This window comes from Kiritimatiellia bacterium (genome assembly GCA_026417735.1).
Classification (GTDB): Bacteria; Verrucomicrobiota; Kiritimatiellia; order PWTM01; family PWTM01; genus CAACVY01.
In genome coordinates this window covers 28,735-43,693 of record JAOACR010000014.1, presented here as the reverse complement: position 1 = coordinate 43,693, position 14,959 = coordinate 28,735, and the positions used below count along the sequence as shown (strand labels likewise).

Below are 14,959 nucleotides of genomic sequence, written 5' to 3'. Positions count from 1 at the left end.
CGATGTGAAGACTCTTCCCGATGCTGGGTGGTGGCGGGGCCTTGTCTGCGGGCTGGGCGTGTGTGTGCTGGCCGCCGCCTGCCGCGGGCGCGGCGAGGCGGAATTTGAGCTGGGCCGGCGCGAACTGGAGCGCGGGCGGGCGGTGCGTGCCCGGGATTTGTTGGACCGTTCGATTCAGCTGCGCCCGGGGCATCCGACCAACGCGGTCGCGTACAATCTGCTGGGGCTGGCGCATCATGCGCTGGGGGATCTCGGCGCGTCGGCGCGGGCGTTTGAAGAGAGCCGCCGTCTAAATCCGGCGCTGGCGGCGCCGTGGTACAACCTGGGATGTCTGTATCGCCAGGCGCGCCAGTACGACCGTGCGATCGAGTTTTTTGCGGAGGCGGCGCGGCTGGCGCCGGACGATCCCCGCCCGTTGGAGATGATCGGCCGCATTCACGCGGATCACCGCCAGTGGAACGACGCGGCGGCGCGGTGGCAGGCCGCGCACGAGCGTGCCCCGACTTCGCCGCGCATTCTCACCTCGCTCGCGGAGGTGGAACTGCACCGGCGCGGTCCGGCGGCCGCGGTTCAGTTTCTGCTGAAAGCGCTGGAACACGACCGGCGGTATGCGCCGGCGCTCTACAACTTGTATGTGATCCATGCGCATGCGCTGGGCGACGCGACGGCGGCCGAACCCTATGCGCAACAGTTTCTCGAAGCGGCGCCGGCGGAGGACCCGCGAGCGGTAGGGGTCCGGGCGTGGCTGGAAGCGCGGCGCGGGGGCAGCCGGGTGGTTGCGCCGCGGGCTCTGCTGGGCACCGCCACGGCGGCGGTGGTGAAAGGACCGCCGGCTCCGACCTCGGCGGTAGGTGCGGTCCCGGTACCGACCGGTGTAGTCGTCAGCGCACGTTCGCCCACGCCGGCGGATCTGGTCGAGGCCGGCCGTCGCCTGGCCGCACGCGGGCGGCCTGCGGAGGCGGTGGAGCGGTGCCTGGAGGCGGCCGCGCGGGCGCGCGCGGCGGGCGACGCTGCGGCGGAGGAGACCGCGTTGCGGATCGCGGTGCAGCTGGGGCCGGAGGAGCCGGCCGCGCATCTGGCGTTGGCGCGCTGGTTGGAGGCGCGGGGCGACTCGACGGGAGCGCGGGCGGCCTATGCGAAGGCGGCTGAGCTGAACCCCGCGCTGGCCGACGCGCATCGGGGGCTTGCCCGGCTCGCACTGTCCAGCAACGGCGAGGAGATGGATGCGGCGGTGCTCTCGCTGCGGCGAGTGCTCGAGATTGATCCGGATGACACGGAGTCGCGCTGGACGCTGGCGCGGCTGTACGACGAGCAGTTGAACCGCCCCGCCGATGCGCGACGCGAATACGAGGAGTTCGTGCGGCGCGCGGCGGGCGACCCGCGCTCGTTGACGGCGGCGGAGCGGTTGCGGGCGATCGCGCAACCGGCTCGTCTCCCCGTGCTGGCGGTGACCGCCGCGCCGCCGGTTCGCCCCGCTGCGCCGGCCGCACCCGACCCGGCGGTGCCGCCGCCGGCCGGCCGGCCGCTGCCGGTGCGTGCGTCGGACCGGCGGGACCTGAAGGCGTCGACGGAGGCGTTCAATCGAGCGCGGGCGTACGTGCAGCGCGGCGACCTCGACCGTGCCGCAAAGGAATATCTGCGCGCGATCGAACTCGATCCGCAGTCTCTACTGGCCTATCACAACTTGGGCGACGTGTACCTGCGCGCCGGCGAACTGGACCTGGCCCGCGAGGCGTTTCGGCGGGCGCTGATGGTGAATCCGGACTACAACGACTCCCGCTACAACCTGGCGCTGGTGCTCGACATGCTGGGCGAGACCGCGGTGGCGCGCGAGCAGCTGGCGCAGCTGATCGCGCGGGATCCGAACCATGCGGCGGCGCACTATCTGCTGGGCGTGATTCTCAGTCGCGATCCGGGCAGTGAGATCGAGGCGGCCCGCGCGTTGCGGAAGTTCCTTGAGCTGTCGCCAAACGATCCGAAGGCAGAAAAGATCCGGCAGTGGTTGCGCGCGCGTGGCGGACGCTGAACGCGCGGGGGTTGGTCAGCGCTGTTTTGCGTAGCTGCTGTCGGGATACCTCTGACGGAGCTCCGCGCGCAGCCGAGCGGCCTCGTTGGTATCGCCGAGCGTTGCGAGGTGGGCGGCCGCGCGCCAGAGGCACTCCGGCGACAGCTCCGGGTGGTCGTAGAGAATCGCGACGCTGAGATAGTAGCGGGCGGCGGAGGGGAGATCACGGCGCGCTTCTGCAATTTCGCCGAGCAGGCGGAGCGCGCGCGCCTTCAGCTCGGCGAGGCGGTCGTCGGAGGCGAACTCCGCAGCGCGGCGGGCGGCGTGCTCGGCGCGTTCCGTTTCGCCGGCGGCCAGCCGCAGACGGGCGGCGGCGAGCAGTGCTTCGACGCGAGCGCGGGTGACCGGTGCGCCACGATCGGCCTGCTCGAACGCCGCCAGCGCGCCCGTCGTGTCGCCGAGCCCCTCGCGCGCGCGTCCGAGCAGATGAGCGCCGATTTGCCGCCAGGCGTCGTCTGGCGCACCGGCGAGCAGCGTTTCGGCGACCGCGAGCGCGTTCGAGTAGGCGCGGTGCTCGAGGCGGAACAGCGCGAGCCATTCCAACAGATCGGGGGGCATCTCTGCGCGCGACGGTGTTGCGAGCAGCTCCTGCCAGAGGTCGGCGGCCTCCGCGTCGCGCCGCAGCTTCTGCAGCGTGCGCGCGAGCAGAAAACGCGCGTTGCGGCGCAGATCCGGCGACGGGTCGAGTTCCAAAACGCGCCGGAGCCGGTTTTCCGCCTCGGCCGTTTCGCCGGACTGGTCGGCGAGGACGGCCAGCCAGTAGTTCGCCTCTGCCGCGCGCTCGGTGGAGGGAAAGCGGCGCAGCAGCGCCTGCAGCGATGCGGTGGCGGCGGCGTGGCGCTTCAGCCGCAGCTCCGCGAGACCCTTCTGAAAGAGCGCTTCCTCCGCGTGGGGAGAGTTCGTCCAGGACCGTTCCACGCGGCCCCAGTCCACGATCGCTTCCTCCCACCGTTCGTCGGCGGCGTGCGCGAAGCCCGAGGTCAGCAGCGCGGCGGGCGCCATCGGGTGATCGGGATATCGGGCCACCATCGCACGCAGAAGCTCGGAGGCTTCCGCGCGCGCACCGCGCTCCACCAGCATCGTGCCGAGCCGGTACATTGCCTCCGGCGCACGTGGGGAGGGGGGCTGCGCCTCGACGACGCGCCGGTAGTGCTGGATTGCGGTCTCCGGCGAGCCGGTCTGCGCGTACGATTCGGCGAGCATCCAGTCCACCTCTGCGCGCAGGTCGGGTTCCCAGTCTGCGCGATCGAGACGGCGGATCACCTCCACGTAGCGGCGCTGGCGGAAGAGCGCCTGCGCGCTTTCAAAGCGCGCGGCCGCGGCGAGGCGGCTGGCGGGGAACCGACGGGCAAGCGCGTCGTACGTGTCGACTGCGCGATCCGTGTCCAGCAGCGCCCGGCGCGCATTTGCAGCTAGGTACAGCCACTCCTCCGTTTCGCCTCGCGCGGCGATTTCGCGCTCCGCGAGCGCGAGCGCGTCGGCGGGCCGGCCGACGTGGTAGAGCGACCAGGCGGCGGGCAGCGAGGCCTCGGCCGCGCGTGGATGTCCGGGATGGTCTTGGAGCAGGCGACCGTAGGCCTCCGCCGCCAGCGGGTAGTTCGTGGCCGCATACGCGGCGTTGCCGAGCCGCTGCCAGGCCTCCGCGGCGAGGTTACTGGAAGCGGCATGAACCGCCGCCTCGCGATAGAGCTGCGCCACTTCATCGAGCGGCGCGCCGGCGCGCTGACGGAGGTCCGCCAGCTCCATTGCGGCGAGCGGATGGAAGGGCGTTTTTGCAAACCGCTCGAGCACCTGGCGCAGTTCGGCCTCCGCGTCCGCGAGGCCGTTGGTCATGCGGGCCGCGATCCCGATGTAGTAGTGCGCGCCGGCTTCGATCTCGGGTGGCGGAGCCCGCGCGACCAGCTCGCGGAGCATCTGGATCGCCTCGGCGGGTCGTCGCTCGCCGAGGAACAGTTCTGCACGGCGGAGTTCCGCCCGCGCGCGGAAGGGGCTGTTGGGATGTTCGGCGATCACGCGCCGGTAGAACAGGTCCGCGGCGGCGACGTTGCCGCGCTCGCGGTAGCATTCGCCGACACGGTAGAGCACCTGGTCCAGCGCGGAGTACTGCGGTGCGACGCGAAGAATCGCCATGTACTCGCGCAGAGCCAGTTCGTAGAGTCCGCGTGCGTAAAGACCATCGGCGAACTGCTGCTGCTCTTCGAGCGTGGCGCAATGGCCGGCACCGGTCGCCAGGCCGAGCAGCGCCGCGATCGCGAGGGTCGCCGCCCAAGGGGCGCGAGGGCTCAACGGGACGGCGGCAGCGTCGCGAACGAGATATTCCAGATGTCGGATTGACGGCACAGATCGAGCACGCGGATGATCTGCTCGTAGGGGGTGGAGCGATCGGCGCGCAGCACCACGGGCTGGCCGGGATACAGCTTGGCGAGCCGTTCCAGCATACGGGCGAGCTCCTCATCGGTGTACGGTTTTGCGTTCACGATCACCCGCCCGTCCGCTGTGATGTTGAGGGTGATCTCGCCGGGCAATCGGCGGGAGGTCTCCCCGGTGCGCGCGGTGGGCAGCGTGAGCGGAACGTCCGTCTCCCACTGCGCAAACAACTGGCTGGTCATGAAAAAGCAGAGCAGCAGAAATACGACATCAATCATCGGTGCGAGCTGGAAGCCGATTGGTTCGGGCCGCAGCCGGGCGTGGAAGTTCATCGGGTCCTCCGCTCCGGTGACAGAATCGCCAGCAGGTCCGCGGCGGCGGTCTCGAGCTGGGCGGTGAGCTTCGCGACGCGGCCGCGGAAGTAGGAGTAGAAGGCCATCGCGGGAATGCCGACGATGAGGCCGGCGGCGGTGGTGATCAGCGCCTGCGCAACGCCGGCGGCGAGCGTCATGGGGCGCGCGCGCGCGAGGTCCAGCGCGACCGCGTTGAACGCGCGCAACATGCCGATCACCGTGCCCAGCAGGCCGACCATCGGCGCGATCACCGCGATGTCGTGCAGGTACTGGGTCGAGTTTTGCAGCAGCGCGGCCTGGCGGCTGCCCTCTCCTTCCATCACCTCCTTCAACATCGCCGGGTCGCCGCCCTCGTTACGCTGCAGCCAGGTGAGCGCGGTCTCGCCGATCGCGGCCAGTGCGGAGCGGCTTCGGCGGCAGGCCAGCCGCGCTTCTTCGCGGCGGCCCGCGCCGAGCATTTCGCGCAGGTCATGCAGCAGATCCGCCGGCGCGACCGCGGCTGGGCGCAGCGTCACCGCGAGGTACAGGATCGACGCGAGCGCGGCGACCGAGAGCGCGCCGAGCACATACATCAGCGCACCGCCGGCCTCGAGGATCTCGCGCAGCGTCATCATCCGCGTCGCGGCGTCCGTAGCGGTCGGCTCGTCGGCGAGCGCGGCGACGGACAGTGTCGCGACGGCGAGCCAGACACAACGTCGGATCAAAACGACCTGATTCATCGCGCTATCCCCTTGCGGCCCGCTCATCGGGGCCGCATCACACAAAAACGAAGCATATCGTGCGACCCGGGAAAACTCCAACCGGTTGTCGCCAGCCACGAGCGGGGCGCCGCGCCAGCTCAGAACTGCGAGAGGTAACGAAGATCGTTCTCGTAGAGGAGGCGGATATCGGGAATGCCGAACAGGATCATCGCGATGCGCTCGATGCCCATCCCGAACGCGTAGCCGCTGACCTCCTCTGGGTCATAGCCCACTGCGCGGAACACGTTTGGATGCACCATGCCCGCGCCCGCGATCTCGATCCATCCGCTCTGCTTACAGATCCGGCAACCGCTGCCGCGGCAGGCGTGGCAGGAGAAGTCCACCTCGACGCTCGGCTCGGTGAACGGGAAGAAATGGGGGCGAAATCGTACGCGTACGTCCGGCCCCATCAGCTCGCGCGCAAAGTAGGAGAGGTCGCCTTTTAGGTCGGCGAGCGAGACCGCGCGGTCCACATAGAGACCCTCGATCTGATGAAAGTTCGCGCTGTGGGTCGCGTCGGGAGTGTCCCGCCGGTAGCAGCGTCCCGGCGCGACGATTCGCACCGGCGGCGGGCGCGACATCATGTAGCGCACCTGCACCGGCGAGGTGTGGCAGCGCAGCAGGTCACCATTGTCAAGGTAGAACGTGTCCTGGGGGTCGCGCGAGGGATGGTCAGGCGGCGTATTGAGCGCATCGAAGTTGTTGTACACGGTTTCAACGTCCGGTCCCGTCGCGACGGTGAAACCGAGCGATCGAAAAATCTGGACCGACCGCTCGATGATCTGGGTGACGGGGTGCAGCCGGCCGAGGCCGCGCCATTCGCCGGGCAGCGTCCAGTCGACGTCGGCGCGGGGGTGCTGTGCGGCGGCGCGCTCGAGTGTGGCCTTCCGTTCGGCCACGGCTTGCGCAACCGCATCCTTCAGTGCGTTCACTGCCCGTCCGTACTCCCGGCGCTGTTCGGCCGGCAGTTCGCGCAGCCGGTCCATTAGCGCGGGCACGAGGCCTTTGCGCCCCAGGTATCGGATGCGAAGCGCCTCGAGCGCGGTGAGGTCCTGCGCCGCGCTGATTTCCGCTACGGCGGCCGCCGTCCTCTGCGCGACCTCGGTGACGGTGGGGGCGGAATCGGGGGTGTCGCTCACCGGCCGGTCGGTCGGTTCAGAGCCCGAGCGCGCGGCGGCGGGCATCCAGGAACGCCTCCCATTCCTGCCGCTGCCGCTGCTGCAACAGTTCGGCGCGAATCGCATCCCTCGCCTGTTCGAAGGTCATCGGCCCGCTCTTGCGGTAGGCGATGCGGTGGACGAGCCATACGCTGTTTTGTACGCCGAACGTCCGCGACTCGCCATCGCGCAGCGAGGGCAGCGCCTTCCAGACTTCGGGCACGATGTCGCGCTCGGTCACCCAGATCTCCCCGGCGGCGGGGGGCAGCAGCGGGCGGGCGCCGGCGGCGGTGAGTCGCTCCGCGTTCGGCGGGGTTGTGCCGGCGGCTGCGCGCAGCGCGGCGACCGCGTTGGTGTTGGTGTCGTCGGCCGCGAAGATCAGGAGCCGATACGCTTCCGGCATCACCCAGCGATCCTTGTCCTTGCGATAGGCGGCCTGCACTTCCGCATCCGCGGGTGGTGGAACGCGCCGCATGACATCCTGCTGCAGCGCTTGGATGAGGATCTGGTAGCGGCTTTGCATCAGAGCGCGCTGTACGTCGAGCCGTTCCTGCAGACCCCGCCGGGCGGCCTCCTGCACGAGCTCTTGTTCGATCACACCGATGACGTAGTTGCGTTGAAGGTCCGGACTTTGGACCAGCACATTGAGGGACTGATTGGCGACTGCGCCCCGAAGCAGTTCCGCGGCGATCGTCTGGTCCACCACGTGGGGCAACACGTTGGTCGCACCGGGCTGCTGCGCGACGGCGATGGCGACGGCGGCCCCCAGCGACAGGCTCAGGATGATCTTCTGCATGCTGTGCACCTTTCCCTCGGCTTCAACTACCGCAGATGGAACGGCGGCATTTTGCCCCTCCCCGATGCGCTTGTCGAGCGCGGGATGGGCCGGCGCTCAGGGAGCGGTGGCGTCGCGGACGCGGTAAAACCGCTGCCGACCAACGCCCGGGTCGTAAAACTCCACGGTTTCGCCCTCCGCCACGAAGAGCGAGCTCCAGGGGCGCCAGTTCGCCGGCGACAGCGAGTCGGTGTATTCGATCTGATAGGTGCGACCCGGCACCGTGCCGAATCGGAAACCGGGCGGCGCGGCGCCCGGTGGGAGCGAGCCGGGCACTGCCGCTGATAGTTCTGGCAGCGGCAGCACCACCACGAACACTTCGCGTTCGTCCGACAGCGGTGGTGTGCCCGAGTCGGTGACGCGGGCGACCAGACGGATGGATTCCACTCCACCGACTGCCGGCACTGCCCACACCAGCTCGCCGGTGTCAGCATCAAACTGCGCGAGCGGCGGCAGACCGTCCACCGCGTACGTGAGAGTCTGCGGGGGCAGGTCCGCATCGTCCGCGACGAATGTCAGCCGCAGCACAGCTCCGCGGAACACCGTTTGGACGGGCAGCGGCCGCAGGCGTGGAGGGGTGTTCGTCACCGGCGCGGCATTCGCGGCGCCGGGGGTCGGGCGTGGGAGCCGCCCCACGAGCGGGCCGCCATCGGGATAGCGGCCCTCGGTGACATCGGTCACCTGAGGGCCGAACACAACGGAGTCCACGAGCCGGCGGTCCGCGTCGTAGAGCGCGATGGCCTCGCCCGATTTGCTCAGTGCAAAACCCACGTGTAGATCGGGACGCACCGAAAGGTTGTTCTGGGAAGGTTCGTTGTCGGCCCACACCAGAAGAAAGCCGCGCGCTGGCACTGAGAAGCCCGCGGGGATTCTGTACTTCGTCGGGTTGGAGAGATCGTCGGTCAGGTACGCACCACCCAGATCCATCGGGTCGTCGGTCGGGTTGTACAGTTCGAACCAGTCCTCAAACTGACCGTCTGCCGGATCGGCGAACGCGGCGACGTTGTCGGCCAGATACTCGTTGATGCGGAGCTGGAGAGGGGGGGCGGTGCCGTCGTTCGGCGCGGCGGGGGTGGGCGTGCGAAGCAGCTTGCGGGCGATCGGGTCGCCGTCGGGCCACGACCCAAACGCACGGTCGGCCGGGACGCCGCTCCACCGAATGTGATCGGCGACGGCCACGCGGTTGGAGCCCGCCCACACGAGCGCGACGACGCCGGTCGATCCGCCGATTCGGAACGAGGTGTGGGGTACACCCGCAACGGACTGGGTCGGTTGGCCGTCCAGCCAGACGACGAGGAAGCCGCGGCCGGGCACGGACGAGCCGGCGGGGAACGGCCATTTCAACGGCACGGCAGGGTCATCGGTGAGCGCCCAGCCGTCGAGCGGAATCGCGTTGGAGTGGGCGTTGTAGAGCTCAAGCCACGGGTCACGCTGGCCGGCGTTGTCGGTGTGGCCGGTCAGGTTCGAGACCACCAGTTCGTTGATCCACAACGGGGGAACGTCGGTCAGACTGCACAGCACGGCGTTCGTCGTGCCGGGCGTCGCCGCGGCGACGGAGCGAGGCTCCGCGACGAGCGCCAGACCAAAGGCGACGTCGGAGCTGTTGGTGGCGTTCTGGTGGACCTCGACCGCGACGAAGTTGGTGCCGGGGACCAGCAGCTCGGCGGGCAGATCGAAGGGGCCTTCGATCACCGCGTGACCGACGGCGCGCGCGGCCAGCGTGGTCCACGCGGCGGGTCCATCGGGCATGCCGATGCGGAGTGCCTCGGTGCCGTTGAGGTACACGATGGCACCATCGTCCAGCGCAGTGGTCATGCGCAGCGTGATGTCGGCGGGGTTGCCGGTGTACACGAAGGGTGTGCGGAAATAATAGGTGACAATGCGGTCGCCCGCGGCATTGGTGAGCGGCAGCCAGGTGTTGGTGGGGGCGGGCATCGGCGCAATGTCGTTGTAGAGCAGCGCGCGGCCGGTGGACCATCCGGTGTCGTTGTAGGTGGGGACGATCCAACCGGCGCCGAGATTTGTGCCGCCGGTGTTGTATCGCCAGAGGTTTGTCATCGCGACCAGCGTTTGCGCGGGTGTGGCGGTGGTGGAGCCGAGCGTGGCGGCCCAGTTGCCGGCGCGTCGTCGGTCGAGCCGGGGATGACGCAGCTGCAAGGATGCGCCCAGTCCTGCGGCCTCGAGGGGCCAGGGCGGGCGGGACTCATAGGCGACCTGGTCCACGATGACGTCCTCCGCCGGGGTGGGGCCCGGCCGGATGAGGGCGAGCGTTTCGCCCTCGTCGGCCAGCCCGCCCGGATATTCAGCCGCCACCGGCACGCCGGCCCCGTAAACCTGTGCGAACATCGCCCGGTTCGCCGCAAACACTGCAAAGCCGCCGGGGGGCAGGACCGTGCCGTCGGGGATCGTCAGCCCCACCCCGCGCAGCACCCAGCGCGAGAGGTCGTACCAGGTGGAGGTCGCCGCGTTGTGCAGTTCCACGAACGCAGCGCCGGAGGTGACGGGCTGGTACATGATTTCATTGATCACCACATTGCCGACGGCCGGTTCGGTCGCGGCGCCAGAGATGATCACACGATCGACCGCCGCGTTGGTGATCGGCGAGCCCCGCACGTCCACCGCGTGGATGCGCATCGCGTTGGTGCCCTCCGCCAGGGGCAGGTACACGCGCCACTGGTTCATCGAGAGCCACTCCGGCGTCCGCGCCACGCCGTTGACGGTGATCCGGTCGGCCTCGACCGGTGCGGTACCGGTCAACTCGATGAAGTTCGCGTTCGTGGAGACGATCGGCGGCAGTGCAACGGTGAACGGCGACTGCACGCTCGCGAGCTGCTGCAGCACGTACGCGCGGCGGTCCCGCACGAAGGTGAGCAGACTGCTGTAGGCGGAGGGCGTCGCACCGTTGCTGACGAGCGCGGAATACCGCATCTGCATCTGGGGGCCGAGTACTTCTTCGCGGAACGGGCCGTCCAGCAGTTCTTTTACCGCGGCCCAGAACAGACGCTGAAACGGTGGATACGACTTCAGCCGGGCCATCGCGGGGTCGTTTTCGCTGCCGAACAGCGGTTCGTTCGTGCTGCTGGTGGCGAAGATAAAGTCAATGTCCCACATCAGCAGTTGCCACGGGCTTTGCGCCGGCTTGTACGCGTACATGTTCTTGCCCCGCTGAAACCCGTAGGAGTCATAGTTGCGGAACACCCGCTCGAACGCGAACACCCGCATCCATTCGCGGACGTCCAGCGTGGCCGGCACGACCGCCTCGTAGGGGTAGGGCGATGTGGCGTTCACCGCGTCCACGAGAGTGAAGAGCTGGGAGAAATCGTTCGCGGTGCCGCGGATCGCGCGCGGGCGCCAGTTCCAGCGATAGCGCGCGGTTTTGCGGACGCCGCCGGCGGTCCGGAAATCACCCAGCGTCGCGTTCACGTTCGCGAAGGTGAGGCCGTCGTCCTGGAACTCGAACCAATCTTCAATCTTGTACAACGGCCCGCGATCATCGTTCGGATAAAACTCTTCGACCACGTCGCCGGCAGGCTGCTGGGAATCCTCGGACAGCGGCGTGCGGCGGACGCCGTTGACGGAGAGGTGGTGATAGCGACGGTGCAGGTAGGGGACGCCGAGCTGCTCAGCCGCCCAGTAGCCGACCTGCTGGCGCAGACGGGTGCCGTCATCGCTGACCATTTGCAGCACGAAGTCGGTCGCGTTCAGCAGCCGCTGATCCTTCGGCATTTCCAGGGAGTAGTCGCACCAGGCGCTGCCCGTCGGCCCATTGAAGCCACGCGTGTGGAAGGGGCTGCCGCTGTACATGCAGCGCATGTCGTAGATCACCCGATCCGCGTTGTAGACAAAGGTGCCGGGCAGAGGGTGGTTGCTGTTTTTGTCACGGTCGGTCCAGATCCGTCGCGTTGCTTCCGTGATCCAGAGCCGGTAGTGCGCGAACGTGCCGGCGAGGTTGGTCTCGCCCCAACGGATCAGACCCTCGTTGGCGGGCGCATTTGCGGGGAAACGACGATACGATCCCGCGGCCGCAGCGTCTTCCACCTCGACGTAGAACGTGACCGCCGTAGTGCCGCCCGGTGGCGGGATGGAGCCGACAAAGTAGCCGCCGCGGCGCGGCTCCATCGGCACCACACTGCGGACGGGGGCACCGTCCAATCGGTACACCAAGCGCGGCATGAAGAAACCGTCCGGGTCGTCCACCTGCGCCCAGACTTCCACGGGCTGGTTGGTCGCTGGCAGGATCGGGCGATGGGTGACGTTCCAGATCTGCGGCGGCGAGTTCGTGGTGCGACGGCTGTTCGGCCGGCCTGGCGTACCGAACACCTGCGTGGTCAGCAACGGCCCCGTTGCCTCCAGCCAGTTGCCGCGCAGTCGCAGTAGCACCTCGGGGTGGCCTGCGCGCCAACGGACGCGGGCGCGGAGGGTGGCGACGGTGCCGGTGGCGAGGGTTGCGGTGAGTTTTGCGCCGGCGCGATTCACGCCGGGGTCGCCGCGCCACGAAGCGATCAGTCGCAGTCCGCCGCCACTTTCGCCGGCGTCCGCGCGCCAGGTGCTGTCCTGGTGCGAGCCACGCAGCGTCCATCCCTCCGCGCCGGTGGTGAAGGTGCCATTGGTGATTAGGTTCTGCCCCGAGGCGTTCAACACCTGCACGTTGTCGACGTCGTACTCGCCGGCCCCCAGCGCCATCAGGTGGAGCTCGTTTGCGGAATAGGAGCTGTGGCCATGGTCGAGCACGCCGGTGTGCTCGATCGTCACCCACCCACACGTCTGGCTCTCGTCGCTGTCGGCCCACGCGGCGGGGCGCCGATTATCGGCCCGAGGATCGGTCAGCTCCAGGCTGCTGCCGCCGCCGTCCGACCACCTGCCCCACTGGCCGCCATCCCAGTAGGTGACCTCGTTCACCATCACGTACACGCGGTTAGTGGTCCACTGGCCGGCGGCATTCGTGGCGATGAGGTCTTCCGGCATCTGCAGCCGGATCGTGTCGGTTCGGTCGGAGAGGCGGCCGGCGAAATTGCCGACGCAGTTCGTCGTGTTCAGCCACGAGCAGCGTTGGCGCAGGCGCGCCGCATCGGCCGCAATCACCAAATGGCCACCGGCCGGGATCACGATGCCCGTGGGGATGTTGAACGAAATGCCGCCACGGATGCGCCAGCCGCCCACGTTCACGGGTTGGTCGCTCCAGTTGTGCAGCTCGATGAACTCGTCGAGGTCGTCCTCGGTGATCGGGTGATACATCACCTCGTTGATCACGACGGGCCGCAAACGCCGCCCCGCGTTCGGCGCACCGGGCGTGAGCGCCGCAAGTTCACACCAGTCCGGCGCGCCATCGGGCACGCGGCCGGAGCCGACGCCGTTCGCGGAGGGCCCGAAGGCGACCATGTCCACCACCGTCGCACCGTCAGGTGCGCGCAGCACCACGAACTCCCCTGCGGCGTCCAGCGCAAACCCCAGTTGCGATTGTGTCCACACCAGATGCCCTCCCGCGGGGATCACGGTGCCCTCGGGTATGCGAAACTTGTTTGTGGATGGGTCGTCGGACAGCCAGAACCCTGCGAGGCTGACTGCCTGCGTCGTCGCGTTGTAGAGCTCAATAAAGTCCTGTTGCGGATCGTCCGTGTGGGCGAGCCACTCGTTGATCAGGACTCCCCGCCAGGACTGGGTGGCGACCGGGTCGCCGCCGCCGGGCGATCCGCCGAAGAGTGTACTGGAGGACCACGCGCGGGGGTCGCGTTCGCCGTACGACGGCCGCGCAAGCACCAGCGAGTGGCCGGCGCCATCCGCCGCAGCCGGCCAGGGCGCCTCGTCGTCGTACTCCATTTCGAGCAGCAGCTCGCCCAGGCGCCCGTAGAGCCGGAGGTCGCCGCCCCCGTTGGACAGTCGCCCGTCGTATGGACCGTCCACGGCGGCCAATCCATAGACGGCCTGCACGTCGGCGGGCACCTTCGCGACCACCCGGTATGAGCGGCCGGAAATCACGGTACCCGGCGGGAAGGTGAAACTGATCTCACCACCAAGTCGGTACCCACTGATGTCCCAGGGCCATTCCACCGAGTTGTACAGTTCGATGAACTCCACATCTCGACCGTCGGCCCGATCGGGCGGGTTGTAATGGATCTCGGTGATCGCGATCGGGGTGCGACGGCTGCTGGGGCCGGCGATTTCGCGGCCTCCCAGCAAAAGCTCCAAGGGGGTGGGGCCGGGCCCAAACACGGACGCGGCTGGTGTGTTCGCCGCAATCGTGTTCGGTGGCTCCGCGAGATCGCGGACTCCGCTCACCCGCACGGTCACACCGGTCGGCGCGGGCGCGGCCAACGCGATCAACACCGACCGACGGTCCCCCGATTGCCGCACGGTCGTCGGCGTTCCCCCCTCCACCACCCAGGTCGCCGAGTCCACGTTCACCGGCTCGCTGAACCAGATCTCAATGTGGCGCGGGCCGACCATGCGGCTGGCCGTAATGGTGGGGGGCACGTTGTCCGGCACGACGGTAACCACGCAGGTGCGCGTGGTTGTGGCGCCATGGAGGTTCGTGACGATGCAGCGGAGCCGATCCTGGTTGTTCGTCGGCGACACTGGGCCGAACCAGTACGAGGAGAACGTTGCGCCGGGGATATCCGTTTCGTTCCGCTGCCATCGGTAACCGGTGTTCAGCTGGCGGCTCACCGCGACGGCGAATTCGCTCTGGTCGCCGGCCATCATCACCAGCGAGGCGGGCGGCTGCGAGGTGATCACCGGCGGAGTCATACCAACCGGGCGAAGAACTGCACCGGGGATCGGGATGTTCGTCACTCCGCCCGGACGCACCCACATCACGGTCAGGTTGTCTCCCCCCGTGCCCTCCTTCTGGATCGCTTCGATGTAATAGGCGAAGCCGTTCGTCAGCGAAATCAGAGACGACCACTGGTTGGTCTCCTTGTCGAACTGGCGGAAGTTGGTCCAGCCGCTGACCGAGGCGATGGGGATTTTTTGGGCTTCATTCGTGGTCGGGCTCAAATACAGCACCGACGCATCGTCGCTGGCGATCGCAAACCGGTACAGACCGCTGGTGGGTGGCAGCAGCAGTGCGCGCAACCGCTGGCCGTAGTTGTCCGCCCAGTTCGTCGGACTTTCGAAGTGGGGCAGGAACCCTTCAAGGGTCGGGCCGAGGGGATAGACCGGCATGTTCGTGAGGTTCCAGACTGAACTACCGGCCAGGTCAGTAAAGACTTCTCGAAAGACACCGGTCGTCGGAACCTGCGCTGCGGCGGATACCCCGAGCACGATGGCCGCTGCGTGCGCGAAGTAACGCGGCTGCAGAAGTGAGGGAGCCTTCTTCATTACCTCAACACTACCACGGATGCCGCTGTTGACAATGTTCGACCCCCTCACCAAACCGCAGGGGGGTGGCCCCTCGCGATGGTCTGCCGGGTCTGGCGGCGGCTTTTGTGGCGTTCTCTAGAAGT

At 68.4% G+C, this 14,959-nt stretch carries 7 protein-coding genes; 1 reads left to right on the top strand and 6 read right to left on the bottom strand.

The genetic code is table 11. The features are described 5' to 3' along the window. The first annotated feature begins 4 nt into the window (after positions 1-4). Positions 5-2,026 (top strand): tetratricopeptide repeat protein, encoded by a 2,022-nt coding sequence (locus N2652_07415; GenBank protein MCX7819015.1) that lies wholly within the window; start codon positions 5-7, stop codon positions 2,024-2,026. A 15-nt stretch (positions 2,027-2,041) separates the two neighbouring features. Here N2652_07415 and N2652_07410 read toward each other — a convergent pair whose 3' ends face one another. From N2652_07410 to N2652_07385, 6 genes are all read right to left on the bottom strand, one after another. After that, positions 2,042-4,405, bottom strand: a complete 2,364-nt coding sequence (locus N2652_07410; protein MCX7819014.1) for a tetratricopeptide repeat protein — start codon at positions 4,403-4,405, stop codon at positions 2,042-2,044. Beyond that, entirely contained in the window at positions 4,348-4,764 is a 417-nt protein-coding gene (locus N2652_07405; GenBank protein MCX7819013.1) for a biopolymer transporter ExbD, read from the bottom strand. Before N2652_07405 ends, N2652_07410 begins: the two co-directional genes overlap by 58 nt. Further along, on the bottom strand, positions 4,761-5,504 hold the full coding sequence (locus N2652_07400) for a MotA/TolQ/ExbB proton channel family protein (GenBank protein MCX7819012.1): 744 nt from the start codon (positions 5,502-5,504) through the stop codon (positions 4,761-4,763). The genes N2652_07405 and N2652_07400 overlap by 4 nt, the downstream gene beginning before the upstream one ends. Positions 5,505-5,623: 119 nt before the next feature. Next, the gene (gene pheS / locus N2652_07395) at positions 5,624-6,664 is read right to left on the bottom strand and encodes a phenylalanine--tRNA ligase subunit alpha (GenBank protein ID MCX7819011.1); all 1,041 of its coding nucleotides are present in this window, start codon (positions 6,662-6,664) and stop codon (positions 5,624-5,626) included. Positions 6,665-6,680: 16 nt separating this feature from the next. Continuing rightward, complete coding sequence (locus N2652_07390; protein MCX7819010.1) at positions 6,681-7,478, bottom strand: peptidylprolyl isomerase; 798 nt, start codon at positions 7,476-7,478, stop codon at positions 6,681-6,683. A 96-nt stretch (positions 7,479-7,574) separates the two neighbouring features. Beyond that, the gene (locus N2652_07385) at positions 7,575-14,834 is read right to left on the bottom strand and encodes a lamin tail domain-containing protein (GenBank protein MCX7819009.1); all 7,260 of its coding nucleotides are present in this window, start codon (positions 14,832-14,834) and stop codon (positions 7,575-7,577) included. Positions 14,835-14,959 lie beyond the last annotated feature (125 nt).

What these genes read in the sequence shown, in the direction of transcription:
- N2652_07400 (MCX7819012.1), bottom strand. Translation starts at nt 5,504, where the DNA reads ATGAATCAGGTCGTTTTGATCCGACGTTGTGTCTGGCTCGCCGTCGCG.
- N2652_07390 (MCX7819010.1), bottom strand. Translation starts at nt 7,478, where the DNA reads ATGCAGAAGATCATCCTGAGCCTGTCGCTGGGGGCCGCCGTCGCCATC.
- N2652_07385 (MCX7819009.1), bottom strand. Translation starts at nt 14,834, where the DNA reads ATGAAGAAGGCTCCCTCACTTCTGCAGCCGCGTTACTTCGCGCACGCA.
- N2652_07405 (MCX7819013.1), bottom strand. Translation starts at nt 4,764, where the DNA reads ATGAACTTCCACGCCCGGCTGCGGCCCGAACCAATCGGCTTCCAGCTC.